This window comes from Micromonospora sp. KC207 (assembly GCF_004348615.1).
GTDB lineage: Bacteria > Actinomycetota > Actinomycetes > Mycobacteriales > Micromonosporaceae > Micromonospora.
Genome location: NZ_SMKJ01000142.1, coordinates 1 through 17,050, shown reverse-complemented (window position 1 = coordinate 17,050; position 17,050 = coordinate 1). Strand labels below are relative to the sequence as shown.

Here is a 17,050-nt window from a genome sequence, read left to right as displayed (position 1 = left end):
GCTCCTGCTCGCCTACCTCGCCTTCGTCAGCCTCGGACTGCCCGACGGGCTGCTCGGCGTCGGATGGCCGTCCATGCGGGCGGATTTCGACGTCCCCACCGAGGCCGTCGGTTTGATGCTGACCGCCGGGACCATCGGCTACCTCACCGCCAGCGTGCTGGGCGGCTTCTCCCTGGCCCGGCTCGGTGTCGGCCGGCTCCTGGCCGGCAGCACCCTGCTGGCCAGCTTCGCGCTGACCGGCTACGCCGCCAGCCCCGGGCTTGCCGTCACGACCGCCTGCGCGCTGCTGCTCGGGCTCGGCTCGGGGGCCATCGACTCCGGGCTCAACGCGTACGCGGCCGGCGCGTTCGGCTCCCGTCACATGAACTGGATGCACGCCTTCTTCGGCCTCGGCGTGGCCATCGGCCCGCTGATCATGACGCTGGTGCTCAACGTCGGCCTCGCCTGGCGCTGGGGGTACGGCATGGTCGCCGCCGCGCAGCTCGCCCTCGGCGTGGCCTTCGCCCTCACCGTGCGGGCCTGGACCGACCGAACCGCGCCGGGGGCGACCCCCACCGGCCCGGCCCCGCCGACGGCCACCGGCCCCATGCGGGTACGCGAGACGCTGCTCCTGCCGGCCGTCTGGCTGGGTGCCCTCGCCTTCGCGGTGTACGTCGCGATCGAGATCGCCGCCGGTCTGTGGGCGTTCCTGCTGCTCACCGAGGGACGAGGGCTGGCCGCCGGAGCGGCCGGCGTCTGCGTCTCCGGGTACTGGGGGAGCCTCTTCCTGGGGCGGGTGGTGCAGGGCTTCGTCGCCGAGCGCCTCGGCACCGGGCGGGTGCTGCGCGGCAGCCTGCTCGGCATGGTCGCCGGCGCGGTGCTGATCGCCCTGCCCGCGCCGGCCTGGGTGGCGGTGGCCGGCCTGCTGGTGCTGGGCTTCGCCGCGGCGCCGGTGTTCCCACTGCTCACCCTCAACACCGCCGACCGGGTGGGCGCCGCGCACGCCGACCGGGCCATCGGGCTCCAGATCGCGACGGCCGGGCTGGGCGGCGCGCTGGTGCCCACCGGCGTCGGCGTGCTGGTCGCGAACACCTCGATCGAGGCCCTCGGACCGGCGCTGGTGGTCCTCGCGGTGGCCCTGACCGTCGTGCACGCCGTTGCCTCCCCCCGGCGGCCCTGACCCCGTCCGCTCTCGGTTCGTCAGACCCGTCACATGGTGTCGGGGCCGGTCCGTCCCGTGGTCGACGGCCGGTACGCCCGCTCCGCGTCGGTGCGCTCGCGCTCCCGGCCGGCCGGCGACGCGCCCCGGTCCACCGCCTCCGGGCCGTGCCCGAACGCCGCCTCCTCGCCGGCGTCGTTGCCGGTCACGTCGTCGGCCTGCCCGTCGAGGGTCGACCGGGCCAGCGCCCGGTCCAGTTCCTCCAGGGAAAGCCGCTCCTCGTCGCGCCACACGTGGCGGTCGTTGTCCGTCATGCCCTCGCGGTACCCGGGCCTGGTGGGCGCAAACGGGTCGGCGAGCGCAACGGGGGGCGGGTGTTCCCGTACCCCTGCGGATGCCCCGGGCACGACCATGGCCGCCGGCATCCGGCGGCCATGGTCGTGCCCGGGAAAAGATCAGGGCTGGGGGCGGTCGACGCTGCCGCGCCAGGCACCGGTCTCCTGACCGCGCCGCTCGATGAACTGCTTGAACCGTTCCAGGTCGCCCTTGGCCCGGCGGTCGACGACACCGAGCTTGTCGCCGGCCTTCTCCACGATGCCGTGCGGCTCGAACTCCAACTGCAGGGTCACCCGGGTGTTCGCCTCGTCGAGGCGGTGAAAGGTCACCACGCCGGCCTGCTGGGTGCCGCCGGTGGAGCGCCAGGCCACGCGCTCGTCGGGCAACTGCTCGGTGATCTCGGCGTCGAACTCGCGCTTCACCCCGGCGATCTCCACCGTCCAGTGGGTCTTCGTGTCGGTGAGCTGCCGGACCTCCTGCACCCCCTCCATGAAGTGGGGGAACTCCTCGAACTGCGTCCACTGGTCGTACGCGGTCCGGATCGGGACGGACACTTCCACGTGCTCGGTGACGCCACTCATCAGCAATCCTCCTCAGTACGTCGGTGCGGGGTGGGACCGTGGGCCGGTCCACTCACCAACGCGTCGTCTCGTTCTTGTGCCCGAGCGCGGCCCACACCTCGGAAACCGTCTGGTAACGGGTGCCCGGCGGCAGGCCCTCCAGGGCGGTGACCAGGTCGTCCGGCGCGTCGTTGTCGCGTGCGTTGGCGACGAGCGTCTCCCGGTCGCCGGGCAGGGCGGTCATCGTGATGAACCGCCCGAGCCGGCTGCGCTGCTCCACGTCGACGGAGCTCATCCCCTTCGGGGCACCGGTGCGCAGCTCGCCCGCCGGGGCCGTGGTGGCTTCCGGCTGGTCCTCGCCGGCCGGCTCGGGCTGGCGGAACTCGTCCACCCGCGAGCCGCCGGTGCCGGGGCCCTGGACCAGGCCGCTGACCTCCTGGCTCATCTGCTCGTCGACCCTAGGACTGTGCTTGCTGCTGCCACGTTCCATGCCTTCTGCGCTACCCGAGCCGGCCGCCGGTAAACCGCGACGCGCGCCCGGTTTGGGCGCGACCGGTCACGAATGGGCGGGGCTGCGCACCGGCAGCACCGGCTCCTCCGGGTCCGGCTCGCCGGCCTGCAACGCCCGGCCCCGTTGCAGCTCGGCGTTGATCTGCACGCCGAGCATCAGCGCCGAGTTGGACAGGTACAGCCAGACCAGGAACGCGATCACCGCGCCGAGGCTGCCGTACGTCACGTCGTACGAGCCGAAGTTTGCCACGTACAGGCCGAAAGCGAAGGAGGCCAGCGCCCAGGACACCAGGGCGACCGCGCCGCCCGGGGTGAGCCAGCGGAACCGGGGCTGGCGCACGTTCGGGGCGATCCAGAACAGCAGCGACAGCAGCACCATCATCACCATGGCCAGCACCGGCCACTTCGCCACGCCCCACACCGTCCGGGCCAGCCCGCCCGCGCCCACCAGTTCGCCCACCGCGTCGGTGACCGGGCCGCTGACGATCAGCCCGGTGGCCACCACGGCCAGCAGCACCAGCGTCACGGCGGCCAGGCCGATCTGCAACGGGCGCAGCTTCCACACCGGCCGGCCCTCCTGCACCCCGTAGATGGCGTTGGAGGCCCGGGTGAACGCGCCGATGAACCCCGACGCCGACCAGAGCGCGCCGAGCAGGCCGAAGCTGAGCAGCGCCTTCGTGCCGCTCTGCTGGTCGACCACGCCCCGCACCGCGCTGACGAACCCGTCGTTGCCGACCACCGACCCCGCGCCGACCTCCCGGGCCAGGTCGATCACGGTGTCCACCGTCCGCTCTCCGTCGGAGACCAGACCGACCAGGGCGACCACCACGATCGCCGAGGGGAACAGCGCGAGCACCCCGTAGTAGGTGAGCGCGGCGGCCCAGTCCGCGCAGTTGTCCTTGACGAAGTTCCGGCCGCTGCGCAGCAGCACCCCCCGCCAGGTGGGCCAGCTGAGCTGGCGGACCCGCCCGGGCAGCCGCGCCCGCCCGCCGTCGGGGGTCGTCGTGCCCGGTTCCGTCGTCGCTGCCATGACCGCCCCCTGCGCCCCGGGCGGCGGGGTGACCGGCACCCGGCGCTCGCCCGGCCCTGCCCGTACCCCCTGACGGAAATCGACAAACCCGACACCGGGGCGCCCAATGCCGCCGTCGTCGGAGCGTCCTGGCCAGTTTGCCCGTGCGGCCCCGGGGAACGGTCAATGGGAAGTAGTCGACGCGGAGGAGGACGACATGCCCGGGCGCGAGGTACTGCCCAGCACGCTGCGACGCTCCCCGGAGAAGGCGCAGCGCACCTGGGAGAAGACGCACGACTCGGCGGTGCAGACGTACGGCGAGGGGGAGCGGGCGCACCGCACCGCGTTCGCCGCCGTGAAGCACGAGTTCGAGAAGGTGGGTGACCACTGGGAGCCCAAGGGTCGCAAAGGGCCCAGCGACCGCCAGGCGGCCGGCGGCGGACCCGCGCGGCGTGCGCCCACGGCGGGCGGCGTCGACGTTAACGCCACCAAGGACCACCTGATGACGGTGGCCCGCAAGCTGAGCGTCCCCGGCCGTTCCCGGATGACGAAGCCGGAACTGGTCAAGGCCATCGAGAAGGCGAACAACAACGCCACCCGCCGGGCGCGCGGGGGCCGCTGATTGGCCACCACCACGGCGGGATCCCGAGACGCGCTGTCCCGGGATCCCGCCGTACGCTCACCAGTGGCCGCCGCCCGGGGCCTCGATGTGGACGGCCTTGATGGCGGTGAACTCGTCCAGCAGCTCCGGGCCGTAGCCGAAGCCCTGGCCGCTGCCCCGGCGCGGCTGGGCCGCCCCACCCGGTGCCCCGCCGAACACGGCGTTGATCTTCACAGTGCCGACCGGTAGCTCCCGCCAGGCCCGCTGGGCGTGACTCATCGAGGCGGTGAGCACCGTGGCCGCCAGCCCGTACGGCGAGTCCGCGGCGCACCGCAGCGCCTCGCTGAACGAGTCGACCACCACCACCGGGGCGACCGGCCCGAACGTCTCCTGCCGGACCAGGGTCATCTCGTGCCGGCAGTCGGCGACCACGGTCGCCGGGTAGAACGCCCCGGGCCCGTCCGGCAGCATTCCGCCGGCGCGCAGCCGGGCACCGCCGGCCACCGCCGCCGTCACCTGACCGTGCACGTGGTCGCGGTGTCGCCGGTCGACCAGCGGCCCCAGCTCGGTCTGCGGGTCCCGCCCCGGGCCGACCCGCAGCGCTTCGGCCCGCCGCACGAGCGCGTCGACGAAGTCCTCGGCCACGTCCCGGTGCACGTAGATCCGCTCCACCGCCACGCAGATCTGCCCCGCGTTGGCGAACGCGCCCAGCGCCGCCTGCTCCGCCGCCCAGACCGGGTCGATTCCGGCGTCGATGACGAGCGGGTCGCTGCCGCCGTTCTCCAGCAGCGCCTTGGCCCCGGTGCGGGCCGCCGCCGCGGCGATCGCCCGGCCGGTGGCGGAGGAGCCCACGTGCGCCACCACGTCCACGTCGGCGCCGGCCAGCGCCGCGCCGACCTCGCCGCCGCCGGTGAGCACCGACAGCACCCCGGGCGGCAGGGCGGCGTCCAACGCCCGCGCCAGCAGCCACCCCGTCGCCGGGGCCCGCTCGCTCGGTTTGTACAGCACCACGTTGCCGGTGACCAGGGCCGCGCCGAGCAGCCCGCAGGAGACGGCCACTGGGTCGTTCCACGGGGTGATCGCGGCGACCACGCCGCGCGGTCCGGGGGCCATGAAGTCGATCGCCTCGGTGCCGCCGAGCAGCGTGCGCCCGCCCCGCACCGGGGCCAACTCGGCGTACTGTCGCAGGGTGCCGACGCCCGCCTCGACGCCGCCCCGGGCGTCCGCGAGCGGCTTGCCCATCTCCGCGGTCACCGCCGCCGTCAACTCGTCCGTCGCGGCCTGCACCGCGTCGGCGGCCCGGTGCAGGGCAGCGGCCCGCTCCGCCGGGGCCGTCGCCGCCCAGCCGGCCGCGACGCCCCGCGCGGCCTCCACCGCCTTGCCGACCTCGTCCGCCGTCGCCACCGGCACGGTGCTGACCGGGCGGCCGTCGGCCGGATCGTGGACGACCAGCTCGCCCCCCGCGCCGCCGGCACCCCAGACACCCCCGATGAGCTGCGCAACCGTGTACATGCGGCGGTGCATCCCCCGGCCCCGGCCCGGCAAACGCGTTTCGCCCGTACCGGCCCCGGGTAGGCGGATCGGATGACCTCGACCGGCATCCCGACCGACGCCGGGGCCGGCGTGCCCAGCGGCCCGGAGAGCGCCGACGCGATCGTCGTCGGGGCGGGCCACAACGGCCTGGTGGCCGCGAACCTGCTTGCCGACGCCGGCTGGGACGTCCTGGTGCTGGAGGCGACCGGCTCGCCCGGCGGCGCGGTGCGCTCCGCCGAGGTGACCGTCCCCGGCTACCTCAGCGACCTCTACAGCTCCTTCTACCCCCTCGGGTACGCCTCCCCGGTGCTGGCCCGGCTGGGCCTCGACCGGCACGGCCTGAGCTGGACCCACGCCCCCGACGTGCTGGCCCACCTGCTGCCCGACGGGCGGGTGGCGGTGCTCAACCGGGACCTCGACGCCACCGCCGCGTCGCTGGCGGCGTTCGCGCCCGCCGACGGGGAACGCTGGCGGCACGCGTACGGCGACTGGCTCGACGTCGCCGGGCTGATGCTGGAGACGATCACCACCCCCTTCCCGCCGGTGCGCGGCGGCGTCGGCCTGCTGCGCCGGCTGCGGGTCGGCGGCGCGCTGCGGCTGGCCCGCCGGCTCGTCGTTCCCGTGTGCAAGCTCGGCGCCGAGCTGTTCGACGGCGAGGGCGGCAAGCTGCTGCTGGTCGGCTGCGCCCTGCACACCGACCTCTCCCCAGAGGAGGCCGGCTCCGGCGTGTACGGCTGGCTGCTGGCCATGCTCGGCCAGCAGGTCGGCTGGCCGGTCCCGGTCGGCGGGGCGCAGCGGATCACCGACGCGCTGGTGGACCGGCTCACCGAGCGGGGCGGCCGGATCCACTATGGTGCCCGGGTCGACCGGGTGCTCATTGCCCGGGGCCGGGCCGTGGGGGTACGCGCCGTCGGCGGCGGCACCTGGCGGGCCCGGCGGGCCGTGCTCGCCGACGTCCCCGCCCCCGCGCTCTACCTCGACCTGGTCGGCCCGGCGGCCCTGCCGCCCCGGCTCGTGCAGGACCTGGCGCACTTCCGCTGGGACGGCTCCACGCTCAAGGCCGACTGGGCGCTGTCCGGGCCGGTGCCGTGGACCAACCCGGCGGTGGCGACCGCCGGCACGGTGCACCTCGGCGCGGACCTCAACGGGCTGACCACGTACGCCGCCGAGCTGGCCCGGGGCGAGCTGCCGCGCGACCCGTTCCTGCTGGTCGGGCAGATGAGCGTGGCCGACCCGAGCCGCTCGCCGGCCGGCACCGAGTCGCTGTGGTCGTACACCCACCTGCCGTTCCGGCGCGACTGGCGGGCCGAGGACGTCGCCGCGCACGTCGAGCGGATGGAGGACGTGCTGGAAGCCGCCGCCCCGGGCTTCCGCGCCCGGATCCTCGGCCGGCACGTCGCCGGCCCGGCCGACCTGGAACGGGGCGACCCGAGCCTGGTCGGCGGGGCGCTGGGCGGCGGCACCGCGGCGGCGTACCAGCAGCTCTTCCTGCGGCCGATTCCCGGCCTGGGCCGCGCGGACACCCCGGTGGACCGGTTGTACCTGGCCAGCGCCTCCGCCCACCCGGGCGGCGGGGTGCACGGCGCGCCGGGCGCGAACGCCGCCCGGGCGGCGTTGGCCCGCGACCGGACGGTCACCGGCGGCCTGTACGCGGGTGTCGTCGGCGTGGCCCACCGGGCGGTCTACCGCTGAGCCGTCCGGTCTAGCGCTGAGCCGTCCGGTCTAGCGCTCAGCGTCGCCGGGCTGCGGTGCTGATCCGCCTTTGGAGCTGCCCGCGAGAACGGGGCACTGGTGTCGCACCGGTGGTGCGCCGATGCCCTGGCGGGCGAGGCGCGGACGCGTCGCGGACCCGTCGTCCGCGTTTTCCCCACTTGGGCGCATCGACGGGGCAGTTCCAAAGGCGCGGTGGGACGGACCAACCTGCCCAGGGTCGAACCCGCCAGCACCCGAACCCATCGTGGGCCCGAACGGGTCGTCAGCGTTCGATGTTGCGGTGCCGGGAGCGCAGCATGAACGGCATCAGCGCGCTCTCGATCTTGGTGGCGGTGGTCATCTTCGAGGCGCCGTCGCGGCGCTCCTCGAACCGGATTGGCACCTCCAGGATGGTGTGCCCCAGCTTCGTGGCCAGGTAGTGCATCTCCACCTGGAAGCTGTAGCCGTTGGACTGCACCCGGTCCAGCCCGATGTCACGCAGCGCGTCGGCCTGCCAGATCTTGAAACCCGCCGTGAGGTCGCGGATGCGCACCCGTAGCAGCGTGTGCACGTACAGGTTGGCCCAGCCGCTGAGTGCGCGGCGGTACAACGGCCACGCCTCGTCGAGTTGGCCGCCCGGCACGTACCGGGACCCGATGACCACACCCGCCCGGGTGGAAAGCAGCGCGCCGAGCATGCCGGGTAGCGCCTCCGGCGGGTGGGACAGGTCCGCGTCCATCTGCGCCACGTACTCCGCGCCGCCGTCGAGCGCCCGGCCGATCCCGTCGACGTACGCCCGGCCGAGGCCCTCCTTGCCGGCGCGGTGCACGACCTCCACCCGGTCGGGGTGCTCGATGGCCAGCTTGTCGGCCACCTCGCCCGTCCCGTCCGGGGAGTTGTCGTCGGCGACCAGCACCTTCAGGCCCGGCAGCGGCAGCGCGAGGAGCCGTTCGACCAGGACCGGGAGGTTCCCCGCCTCGTTGTAGGTGGGAACCACGACGGTCAGGCGTGCGTCCCGCCAGGGCGCGGGCAACTGCACGGGTTCGATCATGACGGACATCCTCGGTTTGCCGACAGGTTTACCTGAGAGGGTAGCCAGTTGCCCGTTCCATGTCGTAATGGCTCCCCGTTCCGCGCGCGTGACATGCCGTGCGCAGGGCGGCAGCCGGGCCGGGTGCCAGTCGGGCCTCAGCGCAGGCGGCGGGCCAGGCCGGAGGCTGCGAGGGCGACGGTGAGCAGGCCGGCCACCGACAGGGCGGGCTTGTGGGCGCTCACCCACAGCGCCGCCGACCGGGTACGTGCCCGCTCGGCGAAGACCCCCTCGGTGCCGTGGTCGGTCTCGTCGTCGAGCGGAAAGTCCAGATTGTCCCGCCAGGTCGCCGGGTCGATCGGGAGGTCGGTCTGCTGGCTGTCGTACCCGTCGTGGGCCAGCTTGCGGTCGAGCAGCCTCGGGGCCACGACGTCGCCGAGCCGGGCCTTCCAGGTGGGCCCGCCGACGTTCAGCTCGCGCGGGCCGTGGTCGGCAGCCCAGAGGATCGCCCGCGCCGCGACCTCGGGCGCGAAGATGGGCGGCACCGGCTGCGGGTGCCGGGGCAGCCGGGTACGCACCCACGAGAACTGAGGCGTGTTGATCGCCGGGAGCTGCACCATCGACAGCCGCACCCCCGGGTTCTCCCGCAGCAGCTCCGCGCGCAGCGAGTCGTTGAAGCCCTGGATGGCGTGCTTGCTCGCGCAGTACGCCGACTGCAAGGGGATGCCCCGGTAGGCCAGCGCCGAGCCGACCTGCACGATCGCGCCGCGCCCGCGCGGGCGCATGTGGTGCAGCGCGGCGAGGGTGCCGTGCACGGTACCCAGGTAGTTGACCTCGGTGACCCGGCGGAACTCGGCGGCGGTGATCTCCCAGGCGGGGGCGAACACCGACACCATCGCGTCGTTGACCCAGAGGTCCAGCCCGCCCGCGTGGTGCACCAGGTCGTCGGCGGCCTGCTGCACCGCCCCCGCGTCGGCCACGTCCACCTGGTACGTCCGTACGTCCGCCGCGCCCCGCTGCCGGCAGTCCCGCTCGGCTGCGGCCAGCCCGGCCGAGCCCCGTGCGATCAGCCCCAGCCGTTCGCCCCGCTCGGCGTACGCCCGGGCGACCGCCCGGCCCACCCCGGCGCTGGCCCCGGTGATCATCACGGTTTGGGTCATCGCCGCCCTCCGGGCCTCGTTCGGGCGTCGTAACCCCTCACCGGTTCGCCTTCTGCCGGGTCGCGATGTCGGACAGTCGGCGCAGCGTCTCCTTGTTGCGTTGGTGCAGCACCAGGTCGTTGAGCTTGTTGCGGACCCACCGCAGCGGGCCGGCGGCGAAGTCCTCGCCGATACGGACCCGCGTCGCGCCGTCGCCGACGGGTTCGAGGCTGAAGTCCACGGTCGCCTCACCCGCCGGCCAGAGCCCCGCCTTGAGCACCAGCCGGTGCGGGGGCTCGCAGGCCAGCACGGTGGAGGCGTCCTGGAGGGAGAACGGCCACGGCCCGGCCTTGTGGTGTAGCCGTGCACCGACCCGGGGCCAGGCGTCGTCGACGTCGCGCACGTGTACCGTGCCCACCACCCAGTCACTGTACGTCCAGCCGTCGGCGAGTACGTCGAATACCTGCTGCGGAGGTGCCTGGATCACTTCTTCCACAATCGCCACGGCGTCCCCATACCCGGATCCCGGCAGCCGCTAACGACCCGGGCGGGTTAGCTTCTCGGCGGCGGCGGGTATCGCCGCACCGGAGCCGACGCACGAGCCGGTGTCGCGCCACCGGACACGACGCCCGCCACCCTCCCCGCGCCGGGGCCTTCGACGGTGGCGGCACCGCGCCGCAGGGGAACGTTTACTCCTCGGGGCGCAGGGAACCCGCCGCGCGTGCGACGGGACCAGATGAAGCCGGATCAGTGCAGGTCAGCCCGGGTCGACCCGGGTGCTGGCCGGGGCGGGTCCGGCGGTGTCCTGTTCGACGCGGTGCTGCTGGACCGCGACGGCACGCTGGTGGAGGACGTGCCGTACAACGGTGATCCGGAAAAGGTGCGCCCGATGCCGGGCGCGCGGGAGGCCCTGGACCGGCTGCGCGCCGCGGGGCTGCGGCTGGCGGTGGTGACCAACCAGTCCGGGCTGGCCCGTGGGTACTTCACGGCCGAGCAGCTCGCCCGGGTGCACGCCCGCGTCGAGGAGCTGCTGGGGCCGTTCGACTCGTGGCAGGTGTGCCCGCACGACGACGCCGGGTGTGACTGCCGCAAGCCTGCCCCGGGGCTGGTACGGGCGGCGGCGGCGCGGCTGGGCACGACGCCGCAGCGGTGCGTGGTGGTCGGGGACATCGGGCGGGACATGACGGCCGCGCTGGCCGCCGGAGCGTGCGCGATGCTGGTGCCGACGCCGGTGACCCGGCCCCAGGAGGTGGCGGCGGCCCCGTTCGTCAGCCCCACCCTGTCGGCGGCGGTCGAGGAGATCCTGCGCCGGCAGGCCGCCGTGCTCCCCGTCGCGCCCCGCGCGGCGGGCACGGTGCTGGTGGTGCGCAGCGACTCGGCCGGTGACGTGCTGGTGACCGGGCCGGGCATCCGGGCGGTGGCCGCGCACGCGCGGCGGGTGGTCCTGCTGTGCGGGCCGCGCGGCCGGGCGGCGGCGGAGCTGCTGCCCGGGGTGGACGAGATCATCGAGTGGCCCCTGGAGTGGATCGACCCGGACCCGGGTCGGGTGGACGCGGACCGAACCGGCCGGCTGGTGCAGCGGCTGGCGGCGGTGGGGGCGGACGAGGCGGTGATCTTCACCAGTTTCCACCAGTCGCCGCTGCCGCTGGCCCTGCTGCTGCGACTGGCCGGCGTCCCCCGGATCGCGGCGATCAGCGACGACTACCCGGGCAGCCTCCTCGACGTGCGCCACCGGTCGCCGGCGGGAGTGCCCGAGCCGGAGCGGGCCCTGGCCCTGGCCGCCGCCGCGGGCCACGCCCTGCCCGACGACGACCAGCCCCGGCTGCGCCTGCGCCGCGACGCGGTGCCAGCCCCGCCACCGGAACTGGACCGCCCCGGGTACGTGGTGCTGCACCCCGGCTCGACGGCGACCGCGCGGGCCTGCCCGCCCGAACTGGCCGCCCGGATCGTCCGGGCGCTCATCGGGGCGGGTTACCGGGTGGTGGTCACCGGCGGACCCGCCGAACGCGAACTGACCGCGCGGGCCGCCGCCGGCGCCCACGACCTCGGCGGGCGCACCGGGCTCGCCGAGCTCGCCGGGATCGTCGCCGGCGCCGCCGCCCTCGTCGTCGGCAACACCGGGCCCGCCCACTTGGCCGCCGCGCTCGGCGTGCCCGTGGTCAGCCTGTTCGCCCCGACCGTCCCGTACGGGCAGTGGGGGCCGTACCGGGTGCCCACGGTGCGCCTCGGCGACGCCGAGGCCCCCTGCCGGGACACCCGCGCCGCCACCTGCCCGGTCCCGGGGCACCCCTGCCTGGCCGGGGTCGACCCCGACGCGGTCCTCGACGCGCTCCGCCTCCTCGGCGTCCACGCCGACGCGACCGCCGGCCCGGCCGGTGACGGCAGCCCGGCCGGTCCTCGTGGCACGGCCGGTGACGGCGGCCCCGGCGGTGGGCTGGCGGGCGGTGCGCCGGCCCGGGTGGCCGTGCCGGCCGGTGGCGTCGGGAGCGGCCGATGAACGTCCTGGTGTGGCACGTACACGGCTCCTGGACCACGTCCTTCGTGCACGGCAGGCACCGCTACCTGGTGCCGGTCACCCCCGACCGGGGCCCCTACGGCCTCGGTCGGGCCCGCACCTACCCGTGGCCCGACAACGCCGTCGAGATCACCCCTCACGAGCTGCGCCGGGCTCACGTCGACGTGGTCGTCCTCCAGCGCCCCGAGGAGTTCGACCTGGCCTGCGAGTGGCTGGGCCGGCAAATCGGCCGGGACGTGCCGGCGATCTACGTCGAGCACAACACCCCCAAGGGCGACGTGCCCAACACCCGCCACCCGATGGCCGACCGCGACGACCTGCTGCTCACCCACGTCACCGGGTTCAACGAACTCTTCTGGGACAACGGCGCCACCCGCACCGCCGTCGTCGAACACGGCGTCGTCGCGCCCGGCGTCGAGTGGACCGGCGAACTCGACCGGCTCGCCGTCGTCATCAACGAACCGGTACGCCGCTGGCGGGTCACCGGCACCGACCTGCTGCCCCGCTTCGCCGAGCTGGCCCCCCTCGACGTCTTCGGCATGGGGGTGACCGGCCTGGCCGACCGGCTCGGGCTGCCCGCCGACCGGGTCGCCAGCCACGACGACGTCCCCCAGGAGCGGATGCACGCCGAACTGGGCCGGCGGCGGGCGTACCTGCACCTGTGCCGGTGGACGTCCCTCGGGCTCAGCCTCATCGAGGCCATGACCATCGGCATGCCCGTCGTCGCGCTCGCCACCACCGAGGCGGTGGTGGCCGTGCCGCCCGAGGCCGGTGCGCTCTCCACCCGGGTCGACGACCTGCTGGGGGCTGCCCGCCGGTTCCTCGACGACCCCGAGGCAGCCGGGCAGGCGGGCGCGGCGGCCCGCAAGGCCGCCCAGGACCGCTACGGCCTGGAGCGTTTCCTGGCTGACTGGGACCGGCTGCTGGAGGAGGAAGTATGCGCATCGCGATGATCTCGGAGCACGCCAGTCCACTCGCCGTCCTCGGCGGCGAGGACGCCGGCGGCCAGAACACGCATGTCGCGGAGCTCTCCGCCGCGCTTGTCGCCGCCGGTCACGACGTGCGGGTGTACACCCGCCGCGACGCGGTGGACCTGCCGGTGACCGTCCGCGCCCCCGACGGGTACGACGTGGTGCACGTGCCGGCCGGCCCGGCCGAGCCGGTGGCCAAGGACGCGCTGCTGCCGCACATGCCGGCGTTCGGCCACTGGCTGGCGCAGCGGTGGCGCGCCGGCGACTGGACGCCCGAGGTGGTCCACGCCCACTTCTGGATGAGCGGCCTGGCCGCGCTGGCCGCCGGCCGGCGGACCGGGGTGCCGGTGGTGCAGACGTACCACGCCCTCGGCACCGTGAAGCGGCGGCACCAGGGCGCCCAGGACACCAGCCCGCCCGGCCGGATCCGCGACGAGCGGGAGCTGGGCCGGGCCGTCGACCGGGTGGTGGCGCAGTGCCAGGACGAGGTCGGCGAGCTGGTCCGCCTCGGGGTGCCCCGCAACCGGATCACCGTCGTCCCGTCCGGGGTCAACCTGGCCACGTTCGCCCCGCTCGGCCCGGCCGCCGATCGGGACCCCGGCCGGGCCCGCGTCCTGACCGTCGGACGGCTGGTGGAGCGCAAGGGCTTCCAGGACGTCATCCGCGCGATGTCCCTGGTGCCGGACGCGGAGTGCGTGGTGGTGGGCGGCCCGCCCGAGGGGCTGCTGGAGGCCGACCCGCACGCCCGACGGCTGCGGGCCCTCGCCGAGAAGTGCGGGGTCGCCGATCGGGTGCGGCTGGTCGGCGCGGTGCCACGGGAGGAGATGGGCCGCTGGTACCGCTCCGCCGACGTGCTGGTCGCCGCCCCCTGGTACGAGCCGTTCGGGCTGACCCCGCTGGAGGCGATGGCCTGCGGCGTGCCCGTGGTCGGCACGGCCGTCGGCGGGCTGACCGACACCGTGCTCGATGGGGTCACCGGCGACCTGGTGCCGGCCCGGGACCCGCGCGCGCTGGGCACCGCGATCCGGGGCCTGCTCGACGACCGGATCCGCCGGTTCGCGTACGCCGGAGCGGCCCGCGACCGGGCCCGGCGCAGCTACTCCTGGGCGGTCACCGCCGAGCGGCTGGCCGAGGTGTACGGCGCGGTGACCGCCGTGCGCAGGCCCACCCGGGTGGTCGCCTGATGGCCGCGACCTTCCTGCCCGCCGGCTCCGCCGCCACCTCCCGCCCGGCCGGCACGGCCGAGCCGGCCGCCGCGTCGGTGCTCGACGCGCACCTGGCCGCCCTCGCCGCCGCGCTGCTGCCGTACCGTCGGTCGGAGGAGCTGCTGGCCCGCTGGGGCGGAGAGCTGGCGCACCGGTTGGCCGCCGGCGGCCGACTGCTGGTGGCCGGCAACGGCGGCAGCGCCGCCGAGGCCCAGCATCTCACCGCCGAACTCGTCGGCAAGCTCCGCGACGACCGCGAGCCGCTGTCCGCCATCGCCCTGCATGCCGAGACCAGCGCGCTCACCGCCATCGGCAACGACTACGGCTACGACGAGGTCTTCGCCCGCCAGGTCCGCGCCCACGGCCGGCCCGACGACATCCTGCTGCTCATGTCCACCAGTGGAGCCAGCGCCAACCTCGTCGCCGCCGCCCACGCCGGCCGGGACGCCGGCCTGCGCTGCTGGGCCTTCACCGGCCCCACGCCCAACCCCCTCGCCGACGCCTGCCACGACACCCTCGCCATCGCCTCCCCCGACGGCCAGGTGGTCCAGGAGCTGCACCTGGTCTCCACCCATGTGCTCTGCGAGTACGTAGACCGGGTGCTGCCCGCCGCGCTCGCGGCGGTGGGTCGCCCGGCGGCACCGGCCGCCGGTGGCCGGGAGGCGTCCGGCGGGCAGGTGCGCGCCGGGGTCGAGGTGGTGCTGGACGACGGTACGGGCCGGCAGGTCGAGGCGGGTTGAGGAGGCGAGCTGATGACGGGACCCGTGGTGGTGGTCGGTGACATCCTGCTCGATCGGGACGTCGAGGGGGTGGTGAACCGTCTCTGTCCGGACTCGCCGGTGCCGGTCCTCGACGAGTCCACGGCCGTCGACCGGCCCGGCGGTGCCGGCCTGGCGGCGGTGTTCGCGGCGGCGCAGGGCGCCGAGGTGGCGTTGGTGACCGCCCTCGCAGACGACGCGGGCGGGGCCCGGCTGGCCGAGCTGCTCGCCGCCGCCGGGGTGCGGGTGTACGCGCTGCCGTTGCGCGGCGTCACCTGCGAGAAGATCCGGCTGCACGCCCGGGGTCGGGTGCTGTTGCGCCACGACCGGGGCGGGGCGGCCGGCGAGTCCGGCGAGCCGAGCGAGGCCGTGCTGCGGATGCTGGCCACCGCCTCCGCCGTGCTGGTCAGCGACTACGGCCGGGGGGTGGCCCGGCAGCCGGCCCTGCGGGCGGCGCTCGCCGGCACCCGGGCCCCGGTGGTGTGGGACCCGCACCCGCGCGGCCCGGCCGCGGTGCCCGGGGTGCACCTGGCCACCCCGAACGAGTCGGAGGTGCGCGAGCTGGTGAAGGCCGGGCCGGGCGCGTCCCGGCTGGCCACCGCGTCGCGGGGCGCCCAGGAACTGCGCCGGCGTTGGCGGGCCGGCGCGGTCACCGTGACCCTGGGCGGCGACGGGGCGCTGCTCTGTCACGCCGGCTCCACCCCGCTGGTGGTGCCCGCGCCGGCCAGCGCCGAGGGGGACACCTGCGGCGCGGGCGACCGGTTCGCCGCGACCGCCGCCATCGCCCTTTCCCGGGGCGCGCTGGTTTCCGAGGCGGTGCAGGCGGCCGTCACCGAGGCGTCGGCGTACGTCGCCGCCGGGGGAGTGGCCGCCGCCCTGCCGGCGCCGCCCCGGACCGCCTCCGCGCCGCCGTCGCGCCCCGGTGGGCCCCGGATAGGGGCCGGTGCCGCCGCCGAGGTGGTGGCGAGGGTACGCGCGGCGGGCGGCACCGTCGTGGCCACCGGCGGCTGCTTCGACCTGCTGCATGCCGGGCACGTGGCCACCCTGGAGGCGGCCCGGCAACTCGGCGACTGCCTGGTCGTCTGCGTCAACTCGGACGTGAGCGTGGCCCGGCTGAAGGGGCCGGACCGGCCGGTGGTGCCGCAGGGCGACCGCAGCCGGCTGCTGGCGGCGTTGGGCTGCGTCGACGCGGTCCTGGTCTTCGAGGAGCCCACCCCGGAGGCGGCGCTGACCTGGCTGCGTCCGGACGTGTGGGTCAAGGGCGGCGACTACGCCGGCGGCGGCGAGCCGGCGCTGCCCGAGGCGGAGGTGCTGCGCCGCTGGGGCGGGCACACGGTGGTCGTGCCGTACCTCGACGGGCGCTCGACCACCGACATGATCGCCGTCGCCCGGGCCGGCGGCGTACCCGCCGGTCCTCGGTCCCGGGTCCTCGGGGTGGGCGTCGCCCCGGACGCGGACGGCACGACGATCAAGGGGGCACGATGAACCCAAGCGCACCGGGAGCCGGGCCGAGCGTCCTGGTCACGGGCGGATCCAGCGGGCTGGGGGCGGCCGTGGTGGCCGCCGTGGCGAAGGCGGGCGGCCGGCCGCTGGTGCTGGACCGGCAGCCGCCGGCAGACGGGGTGCCCTGGGTCGAGTGCGACCTGGCCGACACCCGCGCCGCCGAGGCCGCCACCCGGCACCTCGCCGAACGCTCCGGTGGCCTGGACGCCGTCGTCACCGCCGCCGGCGTCGACGTGCCCGGTCGGCTCGCCGACATCCCCGGCGACACCTGGGACCGCATCGTCACCATCGACCTGCTCGCCACCGCCGCGGTGATCCGGGCCGCCCTGCCCTGGCTGGAGGAGTCCCGGGGCAACGTCGTGACCGTGGCGTCCACGCTGGGCGTCAAGGCGGTCGGCGACGCCACCGCGTACTGCGCCGCGAAGTTCGGCGTGGTCGGTTTCACCCGCGCCCTGGCCGCCGAGCTCGCCGGCACGGTCGGCGTCACCCTGCTCGTTCCCGGCGGCATGCGCACCGCCTTCTTCGACGAACGCGACCCCCGGTACCGCCC

General features: G+C 75.6%; 16 protein-coding genes and 1 pseudogene. 9 read left to right on the top strand and 8 right to left on the bottom strand.

Annotated elements, in window-relative coordinates; genetic code table 11:
* On the top strand, positions 1 to 1,159 hold a 1,159-nt coding region (locus tag E1258_RS18645; protein ID WP_132402829.1), incomplete at its 5' end, for a sugar MFS transporter.
* A gap of 29 nt (positions 1,160 to 1,188) precedes the next feature.
* On the opposite strand, the gene E1258_RS18640 is transcribed toward E1258_RS18645, so the two are convergent.
* The 4 genes from E1258_RS18640 to E1258_RS18625 form a co-directional block, all read right to left on the bottom strand.
* Positions 1,189 to 1,452 carry a hypothetical protein gene (locus tag E1258_RS18640; protein ID WP_132402826.1) on the bottom strand — a complete coding sequence of 88 codons (264 nt, stop codon included), beginning with the start codon at positions 1,450 to 1,452 and terminating at the stop codon, positions 1,189 to 1,191.
* Between the two features lie 141 nt (positions 1,453 to 1,593).
* The gene (locus E1258_RS18635) at positions 1,594 to 2,055 is read right to left on the bottom strand and encodes an SRPBCC family protein (RefSeq protein ID WP_036375131.1); all 462 of its coding nucleotides are present in this window, start codon (positions 2,053 to 2,055) and stop codon (positions 1,594 to 1,596) included.
* A 52-nt stretch (positions 2,056 to 2,107) separates the two neighbouring features.
* Positions 2,108 to 2,524 carry a DUF2795 domain-containing protein gene (locus tag E1258_RS18630; protein WP_007075716.1) on the bottom strand — a complete coding sequence of 139 codons (417 nt, stop codon included), beginning with the start codon at positions 2,522 to 2,524 and terminating at the stop codon, positions 2,108 to 2,110.
* A 66-nt stretch (positions 2,525 to 2,590) separates the two neighbouring features.
* Positions 2,591 to 3,574, bottom strand: a complete 984-nt coding sequence (locus E1258_RS18625; RefSeq protein WP_132402823.1) for a YihY/virulence factor BrkB family protein — start codon at positions 3,572 to 3,574, stop codon at positions 2,591 to 2,593.
* A 196-nt stretch (positions 3,575 to 3,770) separates the two neighbouring features.
* On the opposite strand from E1258_RS18625, the gene E1258_RS18620 reads away from it, so the two are divergent.
* Complete coding sequence (locus E1258_RS18620; RefSeq protein ID WP_132402820.1) at positions 3,771 to 4,175, top strand: ChaB family protein; 405 nt, start codon at positions 3,771 to 3,773, stop codon at positions 4,173 to 4,175.
* A gap of 57 nt (positions 4,176 to 4,232) precedes the next feature.
* Here E1258_RS18620 and E1258_RS18615 read toward each other — a convergent pair whose 3' ends face one another.
* Positions 4,233 to 5,666: an aldehyde dehydrogenase gene (locus tag E1258_RS18615; RefSeq protein ID WP_132402817.1), complete on the bottom strand. Its 1,434-nt coding sequence runs from the start codon at positions 5,664 to 5,666 to the stop codon at positions 4,233 to 4,235.
* Between the two features lie 72 nt (positions 5,667 to 5,738).
* On the opposite strand from E1258_RS18615, the gene E1258_RS18610 reads away from it, so the two are divergent.
* Positions 5,739 to 7,379, top strand: coding sequence for an NAD(P)/FAD-dependent oxidoreductase (locus tag E1258_RS18610; protein ID WP_243715540.1), 1,641 nt, complete (start codon positions 5,739 to 5,741; stop codon positions 7,377 to 7,379).
* A 283-nt stretch (positions 7,380 to 7,662) separates the two neighbouring features.
* Here the strand turns inward: E1258_RS18610 and E1258_RS18605 are convergent, their stop codons facing one another.
* The 3 genes from E1258_RS18605 to E1258_RS18595 form a co-directional block, all read right to left on the bottom strand.
* Entirely contained in the window at positions 7,663 to 8,430 is a 768-nt protein-coding gene (locus E1258_RS18605) for a polyprenol monophosphomannose synthase (protein WP_007075721.1), read from the bottom strand.
* A gap of 137 nt (positions 8,431 to 8,567) precedes the next feature.
* Positions 8,568 to 9,569, bottom strand: coding sequence for an SDR family oxidoreductase (locus E1258_RS18600; RefSeq protein ID WP_132402814.1), 1,002 nt, complete (start codon positions 9,567 to 9,569; stop codon positions 8,568 to 8,570).
* A gap of 37 nt (positions 9,570 to 9,606) precedes the next feature.
* Positions 9,607 to 10,035: an SRPBCC family protein gene (locus E1258_RS18595; protein WP_371688637.1), complete on the bottom strand. Its 429-nt coding sequence runs from the start codon at positions 10,033 to 10,035 to the stop codon at positions 9,607 to 9,609.
* Between the two features lie 249 nt (positions 10,036 to 10,284).
* On the opposite strand from E1258_RS18595, the pseudogene E1258_RS18590 reads away from it, so the two are divergent.
* From E1258_RS18590 to E1258_RS18565, 6 genes and pseudogenes are all read left to right on the top strand, one after another.
* Positions 10,285 to 11,895 (top strand): annotated as a pseudogene (locus tag E1258_RS18590) (HAD-IIIA family hydrolase); the annotation flags it as partial.
* A 146-nt stretch (positions 11,896 to 12,041) separates the two neighbouring features.
* Positions 12,042 to 13,016, top strand: a complete 975-nt coding sequence (locus E1258_RS18585; protein WP_132402808.1) for a glycosyltransferase — start codon at positions 12,042 to 12,044, stop codon at positions 13,014 to 13,016.
* Positions 13,001 to 14,218: a glycosyltransferase gene (locus E1258_RS18580; RefSeq protein WP_132402805.1), complete on the top strand. Its 1,218-nt coding sequence runs from the start codon at positions 13,001 to 13,003 to the stop codon at positions 14,216 to 14,218. Before E1258_RS18585 ends, E1258_RS18580 begins: the two co-directional genes overlap by 16 nt.
* Complete coding sequence (locus E1258_RS18575) at positions 14,218 to 14,979, top strand: SIS domain-containing protein (protein ID WP_132402802.1); 762 nt, start codon at positions 14,218 to 14,220, stop codon at positions 14,977 to 14,979. Before E1258_RS18580 ends, E1258_RS18575 begins: the two co-directional genes overlap by 1 nt.
* A 12-nt stretch (positions 14,980 to 14,991) precedes the next feature.
* Positions 14,992 to 16,482, top strand: a complete 1,491-nt coding sequence (locus tag E1258_RS18570; protein WP_132402799.1) for a PfkB family carbohydrate kinase — start codon at positions 14,992 to 14,994, stop codon at positions 16,480 to 16,482.
* A partial coding sequence (locus tag E1258_RS18565; RefSeq protein WP_132402796.1) for an SDR family oxidoreductase occupies positions 16,479 to 17,050 on the top strand: 572 nt, incomplete at its 3' end. The genes E1258_RS18570 and E1258_RS18565, both read left to right, overlap by 4 nt.